Here is an 18947-nt window from a genome sequence, read left to right on the forward strand (position 1 = left end):
GGCGCGGGCTGTTCTATTCCAAACCAATTTGTTATGCAGCTTTTGCACCGCTCCACCAGGAAACGAAACCTCGCAAACCTTCAATAAGTGGAACCTGTGGAGTGAAGCCAAGCGCGCGTAGTTTAGACACATTTGCCTGCTCGCACTCGGCCTCGCTATAGGGCATTTCAGCCGGGAACTGCGGCAGTGATTGTTCAGTTAAATTACATAGATGCGTTGCAATCTCTTGCATGCTCAAGCTTTGCCCCGATGCAATATTTATTGCACCCTCCACGTGACCGCTCAGAATGCAATGGACTGCAAACAGAACGTCCCCCGCATGAATCAGATCGCGACGGGCTGTCGCCGGATAGTCAGCAATGATCGCACGGGATTTTGGTCCAAGGATTTTCATAACTAAATCGTAGACGGGATTACACCGGAGACCTGGTCCGTAAGCTGAGAAGACACGCAACGTGTTCAGCTTCAATTCGTGTGCATTCGCAAATTCCGCTGCGACTTCTTCTGCTATGGCATGGAACCGACCTTCACGCGATACCGGCGCAAGTTCTCTTTCCTCACTCGCATCCTCTTCGCACTGCCCATATACGGCGGCCGAGGATAGGAGAATAAGTTTCGCGGTCGGAGTATGGCGGCGCACAGCTTCACAGAGCGCTACTGTCTTATCCACAATACGATTGTAGATTGCGATTGGCGAACGCGAGATACTGTTTTGAGCCGGCTCTGCGGAAGCATGCAGTACCACATCAGGAGAGAACAAAGCCATAGCTTCAGCGAAGCGATGGTCTATAAGCGAAAGGTTGAAGGCTGGCAGAGTCTGTTTGAGCGCGAAGTAGCTATCTTCCTGAACGACTTGAACGGCCACTTCGTACCCGTTATCGCGAAGACCCAAGGCGAGGTATTTCGCGAGTGAGTTTTCCGCTCCGGTTACCAGCAAACGTTTTCGCTTCGTGCCGTCCGGCAAGGGTTTCAGACTGCGTGGTTGTTGAGCAGCACTGGATTTAAATGTGATCATTGGGTTTTCTTGTATGCTGTTGATGTACTCTCGGCAATTGGTGGGGTGTCAGGTGCATCAAAATCTCGACTCATGTCTTGCCACACCGCCAGCGCCTCTTCCCATGGGAAATAGCGCTCTCCAAAGTGCTCAAAGACCCGTCGGATGCGATCGAGATCCTGCAATGCCGCTACCTGCCACGAAATGGACGAATGATTCGCAGCGGCTTGAAGCGTTTCCACTTTGATGACATCCGTCCTCCGTAAGAGGTAGGTTTCAAGATGGTGTCGCGAACCTGGATGGGAATCCTCAATCCAGATCTTGCGCAGTGTTTCGATGCGAATCGCATCAACCTCGAGTCCGAGCGGAAATGTCGGAAAGGGAAGCCTGTTTGTTGCCCAATCCGCATCTGGGGAAGTCAGGAGCTTATCAACAACCCGATCAATCAGCTCGCCGTCTATGAGCGGACAGCTTGCGCGCAAGGGCACTACTACGTCGGCGCAGTAGGCAATCGCCGTTCGATAAACACGGTCGACCAAATCGAGCTCTGACCCTCGGAAGCAAAAGTGCCCGTTGGACACACAAAGGGTCTCGATCGCGTCATCCTCGCGTGAGTCGGGCAAAGCAACAACAAGGTCATGCAGGTATCGTGAGCGTGCGGCACGGGTAAGAACTTGCATGAGCATTGGTTTGCCGGAGAGCTCTCGCAAGACCTTGCCCGGAAGCCGCTCAGACCCCCTACGAGCTACCACAATTCCTAAGATTTTCATGATTTATCGCCTGATATTCATCAGAGTAGTCAACCGAGACTAAGTGGACGTGTCAAAACAGGCTTCAACACCGGATAACAAAGAGCAAGAATCACTCCAGCACTCCTCGAAGTTTGACCACGAGGGTGGCGGCCACTTGACCGGGAGGTTGGCAGGTGACGTTACGGCTCTTGCTAGCGATGGACGTGGAGTTGTCAAAACCAAGGAGCAGGTATTCTTCGCAAGAAGTGTGGTGCCTGGTGATAGGGTGGCCTTCAAGCCCGACCTTTCCTCCAAGCCGGCTTCAGCACTGGATGTAAAGGTCCTTAGACGGTCCGAGTACCGTGCCGTCCATCCTTGCCGACACGCAAAAGAGTGCCAAGCATCCGTCTGGGGAATTGTCAGCTACGAACGGCAATTAATAGAAAAACAAGATCTTGTGCGAAGAGTCATGCGAGGTGCCGTTGACCCTGCGGTCATACGAGAGATCGTGCCAAGTCCACTCCAGTGGGCTTATCGAAATCGAGTCGGCCTGCAGGTTTCAGCCAAGCCTCGCGGTGGATTCGATCTGGGCTACGCTTCCGGCGCGAGAGACTCTGCGATAGTCGGAATCTCATCCTGTCTCCTCGCGAGCGACACTATTTCGGAAGCGATAAAAAGAGTTGCAGAGTGTCTTGCCAGTGACAGAGCACTATCTCGCGATGCGCTTCCCCATCGGCTTTCGCTCTTCGAAACTGCCGCTGGTGCGGGCGGATTGGCGGTCTACAAGGGAAGACCCAAGGAGACAGATGTTCAGCTTTTCCTTGAGTTTGCACTTAGCTTTGAGTTAGCAGGGGGAATCTGGGCTGCAAATGGTAGTCAGGCGGGTTTGGTGGGAGAGCGAGGCATGTTTTGGAGAACAAAGGAGAGCCGATCCATGCTCGTTGAGTGGCTCGGCCACAAATTCGACGTCCATCCGGCAAGCTTCGCACAGGTTAATAACGGCTCAGCACAGTTCATCTTACAGCATTTGTTTGGCCATCGGCACGAGTTCCATTCATCACAAGTGTGGGACCTATATGGCGGCTACGGTGCTCTTGGATTTGCTTTGGCATTGGAGGGGGCAAAGTTGTGCGTCGTCGAGCAGAATTCGTGGTCAGAGAGCACCTTCAAGAAACTTCAAGAACTGAATCCTCTCGTCGAGGCTAAATTTATCAAGGGAGACGTCGCGCGGCTACTCTCCAAGTCCCAAGTCAAATTGGGGAAAGATGACCTCGTGATTTTAGACCCGCCTCGCTCCGGTTGCCATCCGGAAGTCCTCGAGGCAATTGTGAAGGCAAGGACCGATCGCATCCTCTACCTCTCGTGCAATCCGGCGCGGTTTGCTCGAGACCTGAAGATTCTGGCCGCTTCGGCGTATCAAGCCAAAGAGATTTTGCCAGTGGACTTCTTTCCGCAAACCCCTGAAATAGAGGTGCTTGCTTTAATCGAAAAGTGCTGAGGTATTGAATTATTGCCCAAAACCAACTATAATGGACATGATGCAGTCAGGATTCAATATGAGGGAGAGAAGCATGAACAAGCGATTAGTTACACTCATGGTGATGGCAGTGGCAATGGCAAACGCAGCCTGGGCGGGTACGAACATTGGATTAAGGGGCATTGGCGGGAGAGCAGGATTCGTCTTCCCGGATGGAGGTGACGGCACGATAACCTTGGGTGCCGTTGCGGACATGGGAACGTGGACCGATAACCTTCCTTGGGAATTCGCTTTGACATGGTGGAACAGCGGTGAAAAGCGCAGGTACTTTGGCGACAAGTACGACTTTAGCATCACGGACATCGCGCTGCGCAGCACGATTGCGTATCAGTTTGAACTTGACAAAGGGCTTTACCTCTACCCGGGAGCCGGACTTGGCGTGCACTTCATCAGTCTGAATCATGACTATCCCGGCGGCTATGACGACTCAGACACGGAGCTAAGCCTCATCATTCTCGGTGGCCTGCAGTTTCCCATTTCTGGAAAATGGCACGGACAAACAGAGCTTCAATTTGATTTGGGTGATGCAGAGCAGACCAATCTGCAGATCGACTTCATCTACTCACTGGGCAAATAGGACTCAAATGACGTGCAGGAGGAGCTTTGCGCTCACTATCGGATAAGATTGCGCACGCACGGACTTTGGGGGAGAGAGCTCAGGCTCTCTCCCCCATTCCGTTTCAAAACGTGGGACAACTGCTTGTCTCGCAGGTAGCGGTCCGTCCTGAGCAGCCTTACTTAATCTTCTATTCGGAAACCGGTGAGCGGAACGAATGGAGCTATCGGGAATTTGCTGGACGAGTATGGCAAACGGTTCGATTACTGCAAAGTTTTGGAATTACACGCGGCGACCGGATTGCAACGGTTTCGCACAATCATGCAGACACGGTCGTCCAGTATTTTGCAGCCTGGGCAATGGGCGTTGTGGCCGTACCGATCAACCTTGGGGAAACGGATGATCGCATCGCGTTCATCCTTGGCAATTCCGAAACGAAACTTGCCTTTGTGCGCGAATCCTATCTTGAGCGAATTGCTCACCTCAAGGAGAAGTTACCACAATTCCAAACGATTGTGCAGACTGGCGGCGCCGCTCAACCAGCGTATCCGCATTACTCAATAGAGAGTGTGAAATACTCTGCCGATGCGCTGGAGTTCCCCGATGTTGGCCTCGAAGATGAGGTATTAATTGTCTACACATCAGGGACGACAGGAAATCCTAAGGGTGTCGTGTTGGTTCAGCAGAATTTGTTGACGGACGCCCAAGGGATCAGTGACTGGCACGGACTGACTGCGCCCCAGAGAATGATGTGCATACTTCCCATTCATCACGTCAACGGCACAGTCGTCACGCTGATTACTCCCATGTATTACGGTGGCACGACTGTACTTAACCAGAAGTTCTCTACCCATCACTTTTTCGAACGGCTTGCCCGAGAGGACGTTCAAGTCGTCAGTGTTGTCCCGACAATCCTGCAGTTTCTCTTGCACGAACCGGCACTTGAGGGAAAGCAACCTTTTCTGCCTGATTTCCGTCATATTATATGCGGGGCGGGGCCCCTTACGGTCGAACTTGCAAGTGCCTTTGAAGACCGCTTCGGCCTCAGGATTGTACATGGTTACGGACTGTCTGAGACGACTTGTTACTCTTGTTTTCTTCCCATTGATTTGTCAGACGATGAGCACAAGAAGTGGATGCGAGGTTTTGGCTTTCCGTCAATCGGTGTGCCGATTCCACAGAACGAAATGGAAATCCATGACGAACAAGGTCGCCCGTTACCCCAGGACCACAAGGGAGAAATTGTGATTCGCGGGGTAAACGTGATGAAGCACTATTTCGCGAACCCGGAAGCAAATGAGAAGACTTTTGAATTTGGCTGGTTTCGTTCCGGGGACGAGGGGTTTTATAAGCTCGATGAACGAGGTCGAAAGTTTTTCTTCATCACCGGCCGGCTAAAGGAACTCATCATCCGCGGTGGTGTGAACATTTCACCTTTTGAGATTGACGAGATCCTCGCACAGATTCCCGGCGTTGAGAAGGCTATGGCCGTTGGCTTCGAGAATGACTGGTATGGCGAAGAGGTTGGAGCGTACGTATGCCTGCGTGCAGGAGCATCCGTCAGCGAGAGTGACATTCTCAAATTCTGTGCGGAGCGGCTTCAATCCGCAAAATGTCCAAAAGTAGTTGTTTTTGGCAAGGAATTCCCCGTAACATCAACGGGCAAATACCAGCGGAACAAGTGCAAACATCTATTTAGTGAGTACAAGTCAGTTCAGTTTCCAAGGAAAGACAAATAGATTGAGGCTCTCAATGAAGAAACTACTTGCTTCCATTCTGCTCGCAAGCTGTGCAATCGTATATGCTGATACACCACCTCCGACGATGTTGACGCAAGGGAAATACATTCCCGACATTGGAACGTTCCTGCAGATAGGTAATTGGAGTGCTGCGGGAAACAGCTGGGACGGGAAAGACGTTTATGTGACATCTTCCGCGTCCGGCGAATCCCAGGTGTACCGAATCTTGGAGAGTGGCTGGCCCTACCAGCTGACCACCTTTGAAGATGGGATAGACGGATTTACTCTTGCGCATAGCGGGCATGCTGCGATCGTGCAAGCTTCTGTCGGAGGCGACGAGAATTCACAGCTCTATTTAATGGACACAAAGACCGGACAAATCCTTAAGCTCACCGATCGCCCAAAAGTGCAGTACGGGTCAGTCGTTTGGGCAAAAGACGACTCGAAGATCTATTACCGCTCCAATGAAGAGAACGGCACGGACTTCTTTATTTATGAGATGAGTATTTTATCAGGTGAGAGTAAGAAGATCTTCAGCGGTGTGAAAGGGTCTAACACAATTGCCGAACTCTCGATGGATGGCAATCACATGATCATTTCCACTTGGACTTCGAATGTCAACAACGACCTGCATCACCTTGATCTAACCTCCGGCAAGTGGAAGACCATCACAAAGGACAAAGGTGATGTCAACTACGTCTCAGTGACCCTAATGCCGGACAACCAGACTCTTTGGCTCGTGTGCAACGATAACAAGGACGGTATATTCCGGATTGCGAATATGAAATTGAATTCGCCGAAAGTGACATGGGTAAACGATGGATGGCTGGATTCGAGGTGGGAATGCGAAGGACTTGGCTTTTCTCGCGACTTCAAGTATATGGCGGCTTCCACGAACGAAGACGGGTGGGGACGCGCGAAAGTTCGCGAGGTGCAAAGTGGAAGAGCTGTTCCATTGCCGGAGTTGGATGGGCAGATGAGCATCGCCGGATTCACGCGCGACGGAGAAATGATTCTCACTTTCTCGAGTCCGACCAAAGCACCGGACGTATATCGCTGGAATCCGACCACGCAGAAACTTACCCAATTGACGCACTCGATTTACGCAGGCATTGATCCGGCAATCTTCCGCGATCCGCAGTTAGTGCGGTTCCCAAGTTTTGATGGACTCGAGATTTCCGGATATCTCTACTTACCACCCGACTACGTAAATGGCCGGCCGGTGCCCTTCATTGTGGAAGCACATGGTGGCCCGGAATCGCAGTTTCGTCCTTTCTTCATTCGCAACATTCAGTATATGATGCTGAATGGATACGGCGTGTTTTGTTTGAATCCCCGCGGCTCCTCGGGATACGGACGAGAGTTCATGGCTTTGGACAACTATAAGCTCCGCAAGAACTCTCTTAAGGACTACAAAGCCGCGACCGATTGGTTGATTGCAAACGGGTACACAGCGCCGGGCATGATTGGCATTCGCGGCGGCAGCTACGGTGGCTACGTTGCGATGGGAATGATCACAGAGTACCCCGATCTCTATAATGCAGCCGTGAACATTGTAGGAATTGTGAACTTCAAGACATTCCTTGAAAAGACGGCAGACTATCGAAGGGCATTGCGAGAATCGGAATACGGTCCCCTATCCGATCCCAAGTTCCTCGAAGAAGTATCTCCAATCCACAAGGCACACTTGATTAAGACGCCACTGCTGGTGATTCACGGCGAAAATGATCCCCGCGTACCAGTCTTTGAAGCGCGACAAATCATTGCAGAGCTGCAAAGTATCGGGACCCCGGTTGATTCTCTGATCTTTCCAGATGAAGGCCATGGCGCAAGCAAACGTGAAAACGTGATAGCAGAATACCGCAAGCAGGTTGAATTCTTTGACACCCACTTGAAAGGACTTCGCAGGCCCGAAGTCAAAGAGTAGCTTGCGTCGACGTTGTGGCTGCCTTTGCAATCGCTGACATTGAAAGAAGCCCGGCCAAATTGAGCCGGGCTTCGATTAATGCGAAATCTGCATGTGCCACCACTTAAGGATATCCGGCAAACGTCTTCGCCACGACAGCTCGTTGTGTTCACCTTCTGGATCAATTGCGCAACGGACAGTAACACCGTTTTGGACTAGCAGGCGTTCAAATTCGCGCACTGCCTCAATCATTTGGTTGGACAGTTCCTTATTGCCGCCAAACTCAAGCGCACCATAGTCGATCGAAAACTTCACATCGGAATGGAAATTCTGCGCTAATCTAAGAATCCGTCCTCCCGCCACGCTCATTGTAGGACTCAAGGATAAAGCGCAACCAAACACGTCCGGTCGAGTCAACCCGGCGTACAGAGAGATCAACCCTCCGAGCGACGAACCGCAAACCGCAGTGAACTCGCGCTCCGGCTTTGTTCGGTATTGTCGATCGATCATCTGCTTGACAGTTTGCAGAATGAAGCGAATGTAACGCTCACCCTGACCACGTGAGCGTCGAAAGTCGTCCGGCCAGGGTGAATACTCGTGGAGTCGACCAACGCCGACATTGGGAATTCCCACAACGATGTGTCGCAATCCGTCTCGCTCTGCGAGTTCTGTCGAAATCTCATCCACTCCCCACTCGCGATCAAACGCAGTTACGTCATCGAACAGATTCTGTCCGTCATGCATATAGAGAACAGGGTAACGCACATCGGTCTCTCTATCGTACCCTGGGGGGAGCCAAACCAGAACATCACGGATATTGCCAAGTTGCGGCGCAAAGACGTCCTTAATCACACGCAACTCACCCACCACAGTATGCTTTGGGCGCCAACTTGCCGCACCTGGGTGCAAGTCACACCATCCTCCGACTTCGATCTTCAAGTCGCCATTTGTAGACTCCAAGGTCACAACACGATTGTCAACGGACTTCCCGTCAGCTGAACACTCAACGGTGTCCCAAGTCCCGCGAGTGACTTTGAATTCCACCCTGACAAGTTCAGACGGCAACTCAAATACGTAACATCCATCATCCCTCCGTCTCAGCCGCGAGGAAGGGTGTTCGGCGCTCCAGCCATTAAAGTCTCCTGCAAGGTAAATGGATGAATCCGCAGGTGTGCCCGGCGGAACGCACACGACTAACGTTCGGCTGCCTTGACTCATACTTTTTGAGCGAGACGGTCTTGCTCGGTCTGGGCCCAATAACCAATTAGGCCGCGATAATGTGCAATGAACTGCTCCTGCTCATGCTGCGGAAACGAGCGGCGGCAACGTTCCACAAGAATCTCATCCCACTCCGGACTCGTGAAGAATTCAAGAGCGAGTTCGTCCAGATGCGGCAAATGCGCAGCGCAAAAGACGTCAAATCTTTCGGCCTCAAAATAGCGAAGAGCCAGCTCATGATAGAGTTCAAGCTTTTCTTCAAACGGTATGTCGCGATCGGCGATAGCAAAATAGTCACGCGATTGCAGGTCTACTCTGGTCTTGCGATTGGTGACAGCACAATAGAGTGACCATCGCACCAGTGCCTTGATTGCCCATGGGAAATAGTAATGCAGAGACACAAGAGATGTGTCAGGAACAGCGTTGGCAAAGTCAATCGGGTAAATCGCATTGTCACGCAGCAGCGACTCACAGGAATTATATTCCCAGCCGAAAAAGGCGTTGATGATCCGAGTAAGTTTTACGAGATAGTCGCCTTGCTTCGCACTCAAGAAATCGTGCTCGATTCGATATCGATTGTGCAGCGGTTGATCCGGGTCGTAACGCATCGGTAACACCTGCGGCCCACAACCAAGACAGCGGCAGAAGATTTCGTAATCGGTGATTCCCTTTTGAATATGCATGGTCTGCATACCGGACTCATCATATGCTCGGTGCAGTTCTGCTCTGTTCCTGATGTGCGAAACTCCGCGCCAGCCTCCGCCGTCGTAAGGTTTCATGAAAACCGGATAGCCGCCAATATTCTCGACAACTTCGTCCAGACTGAACAGATTATGGTAGTATTCCATCGTCACACGCGCGCGCTCATCAGTTGGATCCCAGTCCTTCTGCGGGATCAGCCACGTCTCAGGGATGTCGAATCCCAGTCTGATCATCACGCAATATGCGGAATTCTTTTCCATGGACTGAAACGTGAACGGATTATTAATCGTGTGCGCATCGTTGACAAGAATTGACTTCTTGAGCCATTCACGAACCGTCATATGCCAGTACCCGAGTCGATCAATGATGACATGCCGAGTGACCGGCTGACGGAGGTTGAACGGTTCAATCATGAGTCGCTCGACCTCAAAGTCAAAGCGACGGCCCTGATAGTCAAGGTGCGAGCCGAGTTTGTTTATCAATGCTTCATAAGATAGCGGCCATGCGTACTCATTACCGAGCAGTAAGCCGATGCGCCGCAGCGTGTGTGGGAGCTGATCGTGTTGCATAGTGTGGAAGTGCTTAATCGAGCTGTGGAATGTAAACAGAAATCATGCGGCGCCACGACGGCCAGTCGTGCGGCGTGTCGTTGCCCCAAAGATCTAAGTGGTGATTGATACCCTTTTCGGACATGATCGCAGACATACGTTTTGTTTGATCGATACAATTGCCTTCCCAGGCACCCTGCCCCACGACGAGCGCAATATTGATGCGTCGTATTGCCTCAAGAGTGTCGCCATCTGTCAGATTTGGTAGATAGTCCATCGGATTCTGGAAGTAGAAGCTGTCGTCGTAGTAGCCTTCAAGCCGCTCGCGAATATCGTAGTTTCCGGACAGACAGAGCACATGACTGAAGTTCCACGGATACTTGAGAGCGAAGTTCAACGTATGATAGGCACCAAAGCTGGAACCGGTGGCCGCAATTCGAATGTCCAGTGACTTGCAATGATGGTGAATGAAGGGGAAAACCTCGTGAGTGATGTACTGCTCGTAATACTCGTGCGCACGTACGCGTAGGTGTGGCGGGAGGCCCTTGTTAAACCAGCTCTCGGAGTCTATACCATCAACACAGAATACTTTTACGCCGCCGCCTTCGATACTGCCGCGGACAGTTTCAATCATGTGATTCGCTTCGTAGTCAAAGAAGCGGCCCTGCGCCGAAGGAAAAACAAGCAGGGGCCGCCCATAATGACCGAAGACGAGGAGTTCCATGTCGCGGCCAAGAGCCGGACTATACCATTTGTGATGTTCGCGTTGCATTTGTAGTTAGGATGTGTTGTATGTCGAATGTGGGTACTATGTCTGATTAAGACGTTCCGAGCGATTCATCGCAAGAGCGAAGAAACCGATCGCGGACAGCAGGCCGAAGAATGAACCGACGAAGAAGGGTGCGGAGGTCGAGACGTTGTCCCATAACCACCCTGCCATCATGCTTGCAAGAAACACAATAACCCCGGTTATCATGCCAAATACTCCGAGAGCGGTAGCACGCACATGCTTGTCCACAACGTTACTGATGAGTGCTCTAAACACCCCTTCGGTAAGCGCGGCAAAGAGCCCATACAGTATGAACAGCGGAAACACGACCCACGGTTCCCGCAGGAGCGCAAAGCCAAGGTAAACGAATGAATAGATCAAGAGTCCTGCTGCAAGCAGAAATTCCTTAGAGACACGGTCAGCGCGCCGCCCGATGGGGTAAGCAAAGAGTGAGTAGCAGGCATTGAAGCCCAGATAAGCCAGTAATACCTGTGACGTTGGAAGTCCTGTGTGCTTGCTCTTCAATATGAGGAATGCGTCGCTGCTGAAACCGAGGTAGCCGATTGCCGCAATAATTACAATTCCCCAGTAACGTTTGCCAAACTTCACGCACGCAGCCGGTTCTCCGGATCTTGCAGGTACTTCACGCCGCGTCTCGCGTATCTGAAGAATCAGGAGTACACCCAAAAGTGCGGGGATGAATGCAATCCAATAGAGTGATCGTAATCCACTCTGATCGGCAGTACCCAGAGATTGCAGCAATACAAGTGAAATCGCGACCCCGCTCAATGCACCCGCCGTATCTAACGCACGATGCAAACCAAAGGCCCTGCCTCGAATTTCGGGCGGCGTCAAGTCGGCGATAAGTGCATCCCGCGCAGAACCGCGCAAACCCTTGCCAAAGCGATCGAGAACTCGTGCAAACAACACGAGCGGCCAGCCGATTGCGAGGGCAATGAGTGGCTTGGATACCGCAGACAGACCGTAGCCGACGAGGATAAAACGCTTACGCTTTTGAATTCGATCTGAATACCAACCGCTGACTCCCTTAAGAATACTCGCGACTCCCTCGGCTGCTCCTTCAATCAACCCAACAACGCTTGCGGAGGCGCCGAGTACCATGGTCAAGAACAACGGCGTAACAGCATACAGCATCTCGCTGGAAACGTCCGTGAAGAAACTCACCCAGCCGAGACGTTTGACGTCCGGCGATAGTCGCTGTTCTCTCATTTCAGATTAAAGACGTTCTACGCATTCTTCACACTCTCCTGAAACTCGTTGACAACGGACTCAGTGACCGCTTCAAAACTCTGGGTCTTCCGATAGATTGCTCTCTGGCGGTCGTAACTGCCGCCGCGATCTACAATCTTCATAATGTGCTGTAACTCGCGCAGACAGTTTTGTTGAACAGCAAACGGAGTGAGTGTGCGGACAAGCTTTTCAAGGTCGTCGCGCATATTTCGCGTCGTTCCATCGTCGGAGTGAACAATGTCGGCGTCGAGTCCCCAGCGAGTCGCACGCCATTTGTTTTCGCGGATGAACCAGTATTTATGAATGGGCAGTTCTTCGCCATTGTCATAGAGTTCTTCAAGGTAACAAACCAGACACTGTGCCAAGGCGACCAGCGCGAGAACATCATCGAGATCCGGCGTTGCATCACAGATTCGAATCTCTATGGTCCCGAACTTGGGATGAGGCCGCACATCCCACCAGATTTCCTGAATGGACTGAATCGCGCCGGCATGAATCAGTGTTTTCATAAAGCGCTGGAACTCCGCCCAGTTGAGCATTCGCTGGGGAAGTCCGGCGGTAGGCATGGCTTCAAAGACTTTGATACGGCAGGAGGCAAGTCCTGTCTCTTCTCCCATGAAATAGGGCGACGCGGCAGAAACTGCGAGCAGGTGGGGCAAAAAGGTTGTCATGGCGTTGAAAATCGCGATTGCCTTCTCCGCGGTCTTTACACCGACGTGGACGTGAAGACCCATGATCATCGCACGTCGAGCAGGCCATTGCATTTTGTTAACGAGCGTCATGTATCGCTGATTTTCTGTAATGGTCATGTCGTGCCAAAGCGCTGTGGGATGCGTTGCCACGAATGTCGTCGTCAACCCTAGCCTCTTCGCTGCCGCCTCAACAATGAGAAACTTTTCAACTAGCTCGCGCTTGACATCAGCCACGGTTCGGCAAGGCGTCGTAATCACCTCGATTATGCACTGAAGCAGTTCGGGCTTTGCCCAGCCAACGTCGCCGAGTTCGGCCAAAAGTTCGGGAACCCGATTGACGACTTGTTTCGTCTTGGGGTCAAGCAGCAGGAGCTCACATTCAACGCCTAACGTAGGCTCAGGCGAACCATTGAAAATCAATGCCATAGGGAAATAGTGGGTGGGAATTTAGCAGGATTAGGATACAGGAAAGATACGGAAACACTCCGCTGAATTCAACGGTTTTCCATGAGAATTATCATTTGCGCGGATGCCAGAATGCTTCTCTTTCCATTGGTACAGGAAATTGCTATATTTTAGGTTATCCACAATCCGGTCTCGCGCTCATCAATGCCACAATTCAGCTTAAGAAGCATTTTCCCCGTTCCGGCGCACGAACTATTCGAGTGGCACATGAGGATCGGCGCTTTGGAACGGTTGACCCCGCCGTGGTCCGCGATAAAGGTCACGTGGGGCGACGAACATGTCCGCGAAGGAAGTCGCCGTGAACTCTCTGTCCCGGCAGGTCCGTTTCGCACAAAGTGGCTTGCCAAGCATCATAGCGTAATCGAGGGACAGCAGTTCATTGACGAACAGGAACACGGACCGTTTCGGAAATGGGCACATTTGCACAAGTGCACGGATCTTGGAGACGGCAGAAGCGAGCTTGAGGATAGGATCGACTTCGAGTATCCCCTTGGCAGGTTCGGCGAGCTGTTGGGGAGGCGTCAGGTCTATTGGATGCTAAATACGGCATTCCCCTGGCGACACGAACGGACTTGGCTTGATCTGTCAAGACATGCCGAGTTCGCTGGCAGGCCGCGCTTGAAAGTGGCAATTACCGGTGCAACTGGACTCATTGGGTCAAGCCTGAAGAGCTTCTTGACAACCGGCGGCCATGAAGTCTATTCGATAGTCAGAAAGAAGGGCATCGAAGGAAGTATCTTCTGGGATCCGCGGCGGGGAGAAATCGAGTCCGACAAGCTCGAAGGCTTGGACGCCGTTGTGCATCTTGCGGGCCGAAGCATCGCGGGGAGCCGTTGGACAGAATCCGCAAAGCGCGAGATTATGGACAGTCGTGTGCAAGGCACAACACTTATCGCCACGACGATTGCCAACTTGAAGCAGCCGCCGAGGGTTCTCATTAGTGCCTCCGGTATGGGAGTCTATGCCGAGTCTGATCTGCCCGTTGCAGAAGACGGGCCTCTGGGGACAAGTTTCACGGCCGACGTTGTTCGAGCCTGGGAAGCATCGGCCGATTCTGCCAGGCGGGCGGGGATCCGTGTCGTTCATCCCCGTATCTCGACGGTTGTTTCTGGCTGGGGTGGCATGCTGGGAAAGCTTCTACCTGTCTTCAAGTTCGGTTTTGGTGGACGGGTCGGGAGTGGGCGACAGGTGTTGAGTTGGATCCATCTTGATGACTTGGTTGCTGCTTTTTACAGAATGATCTACGATGACCGTCTGGCTGGTCCAGTAAATTGCGCATCCGGCACAGCGATTACAAATGCTGAATTTACAAATACTTTAGGGCGAGTTCTCTTTCGCCCAACACTTGCCTCTGTCCCAGAAACCATTGTAAATATTGCCTTTGGTGACATGGGCAGAGAACTACTGCTGAGTAGTCTTAATGTTCATCCAGCCATCCTGGAGAGTGCGGGCTTCAAGCCATGGTTTCCAGACTTGGAGAGTGCCCTGCGCTTCGAGACTGGCAAACCCCATGACCATTCACCTCCCTTCCACCCTACTCCTCTGCCACAAAGTGGAAGAAATGAGTATCTAATATCTTGACCAGCGACGGCCTCCTCAGTTGCACGGCAGCGCAATGTTGCAGCACGGGATCTGGCGCGCGTGGCAGCAGGAATATCCTTTCGATTCAACATTTCCTTTTCAAAAAAATCCCAGCATGGAGAAGATGATGAAACGCACGTGGTTGTTTCTAGTTCTGGCCGGTCTTTTGGCGAACAACGCATTCGCCGACAAGATCAAAATCGAGAAGCTCGATGATCTTCCTCGACACACATACAAGATTGACAAGAAGGTAGTCGACTTCCTTAAAGACGATGCCGCGATTCGGAAACTGGCAGCTGAAGTGAAGCGGGACATATTGTCGGATCTTGATACATATGAGATTTCCGACAAATCGACGTTGCAGGGCATGTATGCAAATCTGGGCACCATTGCAATTATCGAAGGTGACTGGGCGCGTTACATCGAGCTGGTCAATAAGCGCATCGAACTTGAGGACAAGGAGGCCGCGAGACACACGACCGCAATGATTGGTCGTGCCATTGCCAGCGCACAGTTAAAAGGTCAGGAAAACTACGACGCAAATCTCGCTAAGGAGATTCGTTCAATGCTGGCCGGCATGCCTTACGAAGTCGTGGAAGCGAACGTGAAGGCACAGAAGGGTGGTGCAGAGATGGCATCCGAAGCCCTGGTCATTGGTGGTCTGGATGCCAGTTTGCAGCCGCAGCTCGACAAGACCAACGGCGAGATGACGCAGGACAATGCCAACTCCTTGCTCGGACCGTATTTCTCACTGCGCTATTACATTCCCAAGAAAGAGATTTTCGTTGCAGCACTGACTGACTACATCGATTCGCACAAAGTGGAGAAGCAGGACATCTGGGCCGCGCGCAATTTCTCCTTGGATAAAGGCAAGAACTACAAGCCGGTCGTTTTGGCCGTTTGGGACTCAGGAGTGGACTGGAATATCTTCAGCCCGCTGAACCAGATGTGGACAAACGAGAAGGAAATTCCCGGCAATAACAAGGATGACGACAACAACGGATTCGTCGATGACGTACACGGCATCGCCTTTGATTTGCACTCGAACAAGGAGACTTCGATTCTCTATCCGATCGGCAAACAGAATATGGGCGATGAGAACCAGATGCGCCGTTGGATGAAAGGATTGGGTGACGTTCAGTCGGCGATAGAGAGCGAAGAAGCCTCGGAAATCAAGCAACATTTGTCGACGTTGAAGCAGGAGGATGTTCAGCCATTCATTGAGAGTATTAGCCTTTACGGCAATTACTGTCATGGGACTCATGTCGCTGGTATCGCGGCGGAAGGCAACCCCTATGTCCGCTTGATGGCCGCTCGTTTGACATTTGACCACCATATGATTCCTGAACTTCCGACTGTCGAGCAGGCCACTAAGGATGCTGCGGCTTTGACTGAGGCGATCGAGTATTTCAAGAAGAACGGCGTGCGCGCGGTCAACATGAGTTGGGGCGGGTCGCTTCGTTCAATTGAAGACGCTCTGGAAACTCACAATGCAGGCGGCACGCCGGAAGAACGGAAGGCTCTGGCGCGGAAGATTTACACAATTGGCGACACTGCATTCAAGAATGCGATTGTCAATGCGCCTGACATTCTATTTATTACCAGCGCAGGCAACTCGAATATCGACAACGCTTTTGCCGAGTTCTACCCCTCAAGCTACGACTTGCCGAATATCATTTCGATCGGCGCGGTCGATCAAGCGGGTGAGGAAACCAGCTTCACAAGCTTTGGCAAAGTTGACGTCTATGCAAATGGTTTCGAGGTGAATAGCTATGTGCCAGGGGGCACTCAGATGAAAATGAATGGGACCTCGATGAGCTCTCCTCAGGTGCTGAATCTTGTCGGCAAGCTGCTGGCCATAAAGCCCGACCTGAAACCGTCGCAATTGCGCGATCTCATTATTAATGGCGCCGACGAACGCAAGGCCGGTGACCGCTCGGTGAGGCTGATGAATCCCAAGAAGTCGCTGGAACTCCTTGAACGCAGCTAACGTATAATGCTGGAACCGCGAAGGGGCCGGTGATGCACCGGCCCCTTCTGTTTGGCTGTCCTCCGGGATGGCTAAGAAAGGGCAAAGTCCACGGCTGCGGTTGCGTGGATCAGCGTTGTGTCGTATCCGATCACAGGGCACTCGGCCGGTTTGATGAGCAGAGGAATTTCCGTGCAACCAAGAATGATTCCCTGTGCTCCTTGTTCCTTTAGATCTTCCATGATTCTCACATAGGTTTGCTTGGTCTCTTCTTTGAATAAGCCGAGTCCAAGTTCCTCAAAAATGGTGGAATGAATATAGTCGCGGGTTTGTTTGTCCGGAACCAGAGTCTGAATGCCGAATCTGGCGAGAATGTCTCGGTAGAATGGTTGTTCCAACGTAAACGATGTGCCGAGGAGTCCGACGCAGGAGTGCCGGTGTTTAAGGATCTCCTTCGCTGTGGCTTCGGCAATATGAATCAATGGGATGCCAATAGCAGACCGCACTCCATCCGCAACGATATGCGGTGTATTCGCACACAAGAGCAGACCTTCCGCACCTGCCTGCTCAAGTTGGCGCGCTATCGGGACCAGAAACTTCTCTGACGACTCCCACCCGCCGGTTTGATTGTCTGAATAAAACTCGTGGAAATTCATCGAATGGAGGATCAACCTTGCAGAGTGTAATCCCCCGAGTCGTTCGTTGGTAATCTTGTTGATTAGTTTATAGTAGTCAAGCGTCGAGTGCCAGCTCGTCCCACCAATCAGACCAAGTGTTTTCATCTGCAAACTTTCGTATTTTGAGATAGGTGAATCTAACGTCATGGCCAGACAAAGGCAAGTCAGAGGAGTAGATTTGTGAGGAAATTCATATTTGGCGGAGCCGATATCAAGTCGGGAGCCGCGAATCTCGGATTGTTGATTCTCCGGGTGTTCACTGGTCTCACCATGGCCATTGCACATGGCTGGGGGAAAACCCCACCTTCCGAAAAATTCATCGAAGGCGTCGGCAAGATGGGTTTTCCGGTGCCCGAAGTCTTCGCATGGGCCGCAAGCCTCTCGGAATTCGGCGGTGGGCTGTTGCTCGCTCTTGGCTTGGCTACTCGCCCAGCGGCATTCTTCATTGCGTTTACGGTGGGCGTTGCTGGATTTGTCCGGCACGCCGATGATCCATTCGCGACCGCCGAGAAAGCCTTTTTGTTCCTCGCCATTTCGGTAGCTTTCGTTTTCATCGGCGGCGGACGGTTCGCTTTGGACCGGAGTTTCTCCAAGTAATTCAGCGAGGTAGAGTCTGATTTCCAAAACGATGTGTTAGAGGATAACAAGAGGCGGCCAAGGCCGCCTCTTGTTTCGTAATTTTACGAAATACTGCTCTCTTGGCCTACTGATTGCCAAGGATAATTGGCAAACCGTCCTTTCCCGAGCCCACTACCACGACCTTGGCATTTGTGGAAGTTGCTAATTTTTCAGTAGCTTCAATCCCTTTCCAGCGGAGGAATGCATCACTAAGACCTTGAGAAACAATCTTCTGGAAATCGGCAATTCCTTGTGCTTCAATACGCTTCCGGTCGGCCTCTTGAGTTTCCTTGGTCAAAATGAACTCCATGCGCTGAGACTCTTGTTCAGACTGCAGCTTCTGTTCGATGGAGGCCATCAAATTTGAAGGCAGGCTAATCTGTCGGAGGGGAGTTGCTTCGATAGTGAGACCTCTTGGCTGGACGCTTGCCGCCAAGAGTGATTGTATCTGCTGGGCGAGGATTTCGCGCTCGGAAGTATATAGGGCGCGCGCCTCATAACCTGCTGTTACTCCACGAGTTACAGATCTGAAGTTAGGTTCGAGAATGATCTGACGATAGTTCGGTCCGACGGTCTTGTAAACATCTGCAGCCATCTCCGGGTTCAAGTGGAACAGAACAGAGATTTCGAGCTGGACGGAAAGTCCCTCTTTTGAAGGAACTACCATGACTTCCTTGGCCTCCTGCGTCTTTACAGAGAACTTGTGAATGTTCGCAAGGGGATTTCTGAAATTGACACCCGGCTTCAGAGTCTGGTCCGACACCTTGCCGAAGAAGTCCACAACCCCGACGTGTCCGGCCGGAATAATGACAAAACAACGCAAAACCAGCAGTAAAATGGTGATTCCGATGAAGATCTTCAGGAAATGGCCTGGGCCAAGCGTCGGGCGATAAGTCTGCATGTCGTGCTCCTTTATGAAAGCTCTTGATAATTTATAAGATTGGGTCTCTTAAGATGGGGATTTTGGCGTGTAAAGGCAAACCTTCCCCACAGA

Annotated in this window: 16 protein-coding genes; 7 read left to right on the forward strand and 9 right to left on the reverse strand. The window is 51.8% G+C overall.

Annotated elements, in window-relative coordinates:
• Positions 1 to 31 precede the first annotated feature (31 nt).
• Together KJZ99_04410 and KJZ99_04415 are read right to left on the reverse strand one after the other, a co-directional pair.
• Positions 32 to 1015 (reverse strand): NAD(P)-dependent oxidoreductase, encoded by a 984-nt coding sequence (locus KJZ99_04410; GenBank protein MCL4305132.1) that lies wholly within the window; start codon positions 1013 to 1015, stop codon positions 32 to 34.
• Positions 1012 to 1764 carry a hypothetical protein gene (locus KJZ99_04415; protein MCL4305133.1) on the reverse strand — a complete coding sequence of 251 codons (753 nt, stop codon included), beginning with the start codon at positions 1762 to 1764 and terminating at the stop codon, positions 1012 to 1014. The genes KJZ99_04410 and KJZ99_04415 overlap by 4 nt, the downstream gene beginning before the upstream one ends.
• Before the next feature lie 469 nt (positions 1765 to 2233).
• On the opposite strand from KJZ99_04415, the gene KJZ99_04420 reads away from it, so the two are divergent.
• The 4 genes from KJZ99_04420 (at position 2234) to KJZ99_04435 (ending at position 7484) form a co-directional block, all read left to right on the forward strand.
• Complete coding sequence (locus KJZ99_04420) at positions 2234 to 3223, forward strand: RsmD family RNA methyltransferase (GenBank protein MCL4305134.1); 990 nt, start codon at positions 2234 to 2236, stop codon at positions 3221 to 3223.
• A 73-nt stretch (positions 3224 to 3296) separates the two neighbouring features.
• Positions 3297 to 3839, forward strand: a complete 543-nt coding sequence (locus KJZ99_04425) for an outer membrane beta-barrel protein (GenBank protein ID MCL4305135.1) — start codon at positions 3297 to 3299, stop codon at positions 3837 to 3839.
• Positions 3840 to 3865: 26 nt separating this feature from the next.
• Entirely contained in the window at positions 3866 to 5557 is a 1692-nt protein-coding gene (locus tag KJZ99_04430) for an acyl--CoA ligase (protein ID MCL4305136.1), read from the forward strand.
• A 13-nt stretch (positions 5558 to 5570) separates the two neighbouring features.
• On the forward strand, positions 5571 to 7484 hold the full coding sequence (locus tag KJZ99_04435; protein MCL4305137.1) for a S9 family peptidase: 1914 nt from the start codon (positions 5571 to 5573) through the stop codon (positions 7482 to 7484).
• 75 nt (positions 7485 to 7559) lie between these two features.
• Here the strand turns inward: KJZ99_04435 and KJZ99_04440 are convergent, their stop codons facing one another.
• Genes KJZ99_04440 through KJZ99_04460 form a run of 5 tightly spaced genes read right to left on the reverse strand, consistent with a single transcriptional unit; the run spans position 7560 to position 13069 of the window.
• Complete coding sequence (locus tag KJZ99_04440; protein ID MCL4305138.1) at positions 7560 to 8681, reverse strand: phosphonate ABC transporter ATP-binding protein; 1122 nt, start codon at positions 8679 to 8681, stop codon at positions 7560 to 7562.
• Positions 8678 to 9952: a hypothetical protein gene (locus KJZ99_04445; protein ID MCL4305139.1), complete on the reverse strand. Its 1275-nt coding sequence runs from the start codon at positions 9950 to 9952 to the stop codon at positions 8678 to 8680. Before KJZ99_04445 ends, KJZ99_04440 begins: the two co-directional genes overlap by 4 nt.
• A gap of 13 nt (positions 9953 to 9965) precedes the next feature.
• A complete protein-coding gene (locus KJZ99_04450; GenBank protein ID MCL4305140.1) occupies positions 9966 to 10703 on the reverse strand; it encodes an esterase in 738 nt (245 codons plus the stop codon).
• Positions 10704 to 10739: 36 nt separating this feature from the next.
• Entirely contained in the window at positions 10740 to 11930 is a 1191-nt protein-coding gene (locus tag KJZ99_04455; GenBank protein ID MCL4305141.1) for an MFS transporter, read from the reverse strand.
• A 17-nt stretch (positions 11931 to 11947) separates the two neighbouring features.
• The gene (locus KJZ99_04460; protein ID MCL4305142.1) at positions 11948 to 13069 is read right to left on the reverse strand and encodes a glutamate--cysteine ligase; all 1122 of its coding nucleotides are present in this window, start codon (positions 13067 to 13069) and stop codon (positions 11948 to 11950) included.
• Between the two features lie 246 nt (positions 13070 to 13315).
• On the opposite strand from KJZ99_04460, the gene KJZ99_04465 reads away from it, so the two are divergent.
• On the forward strand, positions 13316 to 14689 hold the full coding sequence (locus tag KJZ99_04465) for a TIGR01777 family oxidoreductase (GenBank protein MCL4305143.1): 1374 nt from the start codon (positions 13316 to 13318) through the stop codon (positions 14687 to 14689).
• A 127-nt stretch (positions 14690 to 14816) separates the two neighbouring features.
• Positions 14817 to 16679 (forward strand): S8 family serine peptidase, encoded by a 1863-nt coding sequence (locus KJZ99_04470; GenBank protein ID MCL4305144.1) that lies wholly within the window; start codon positions 14817 to 14819, stop codon positions 16677 to 16679.
• Between the two features lie 71 nt (positions 16680 to 16750).
• Here KJZ99_04470 and KJZ99_04475 read toward each other — a convergent pair whose 3' ends face one another.
• A complete protein-coding gene (locus KJZ99_04475; protein ID MCL4305145.1) occupies positions 16751 to 17440 on the reverse strand; it encodes an aspartate/glutamate racemase family protein in 690 nt (229 codons plus the stop codon).
• 165 nt (positions 17441 to 17605) lie between these two features.
• On the opposite strand from KJZ99_04475, the gene KJZ99_04480 reads away from it, so the two are divergent.
• Positions 17606 to 17932, forward strand: a complete 327-nt coding sequence (locus tag KJZ99_04480; protein ID MCL4305146.1) for a DoxX family protein — start codon at positions 17606 to 17608, stop codon at positions 17930 to 17932.
• 106 nt (positions 17933 to 18038) lie between these two features.
• Here KJZ99_04480 and KJZ99_04485 read toward each other — a convergent pair whose 3' ends face one another.
• On the reverse strand, positions 18039 to 18854 hold the full coding sequence (locus tag KJZ99_04485) for a prohibitin family protein (GenBank protein ID MCL4305147.1): 816 nt from the start codon (positions 18852 to 18854) through the stop codon (positions 18039 to 18041).
• Positions 18855 to 18947: the final 93 nt, after the last annotated feature.

The organism is bacterium, assembly GCA_023382385.1.
Classification (GTDB): Bacteria; Electryoneota; RPQS01; order RPQS01; family RPQS01; genus JABWCQ01.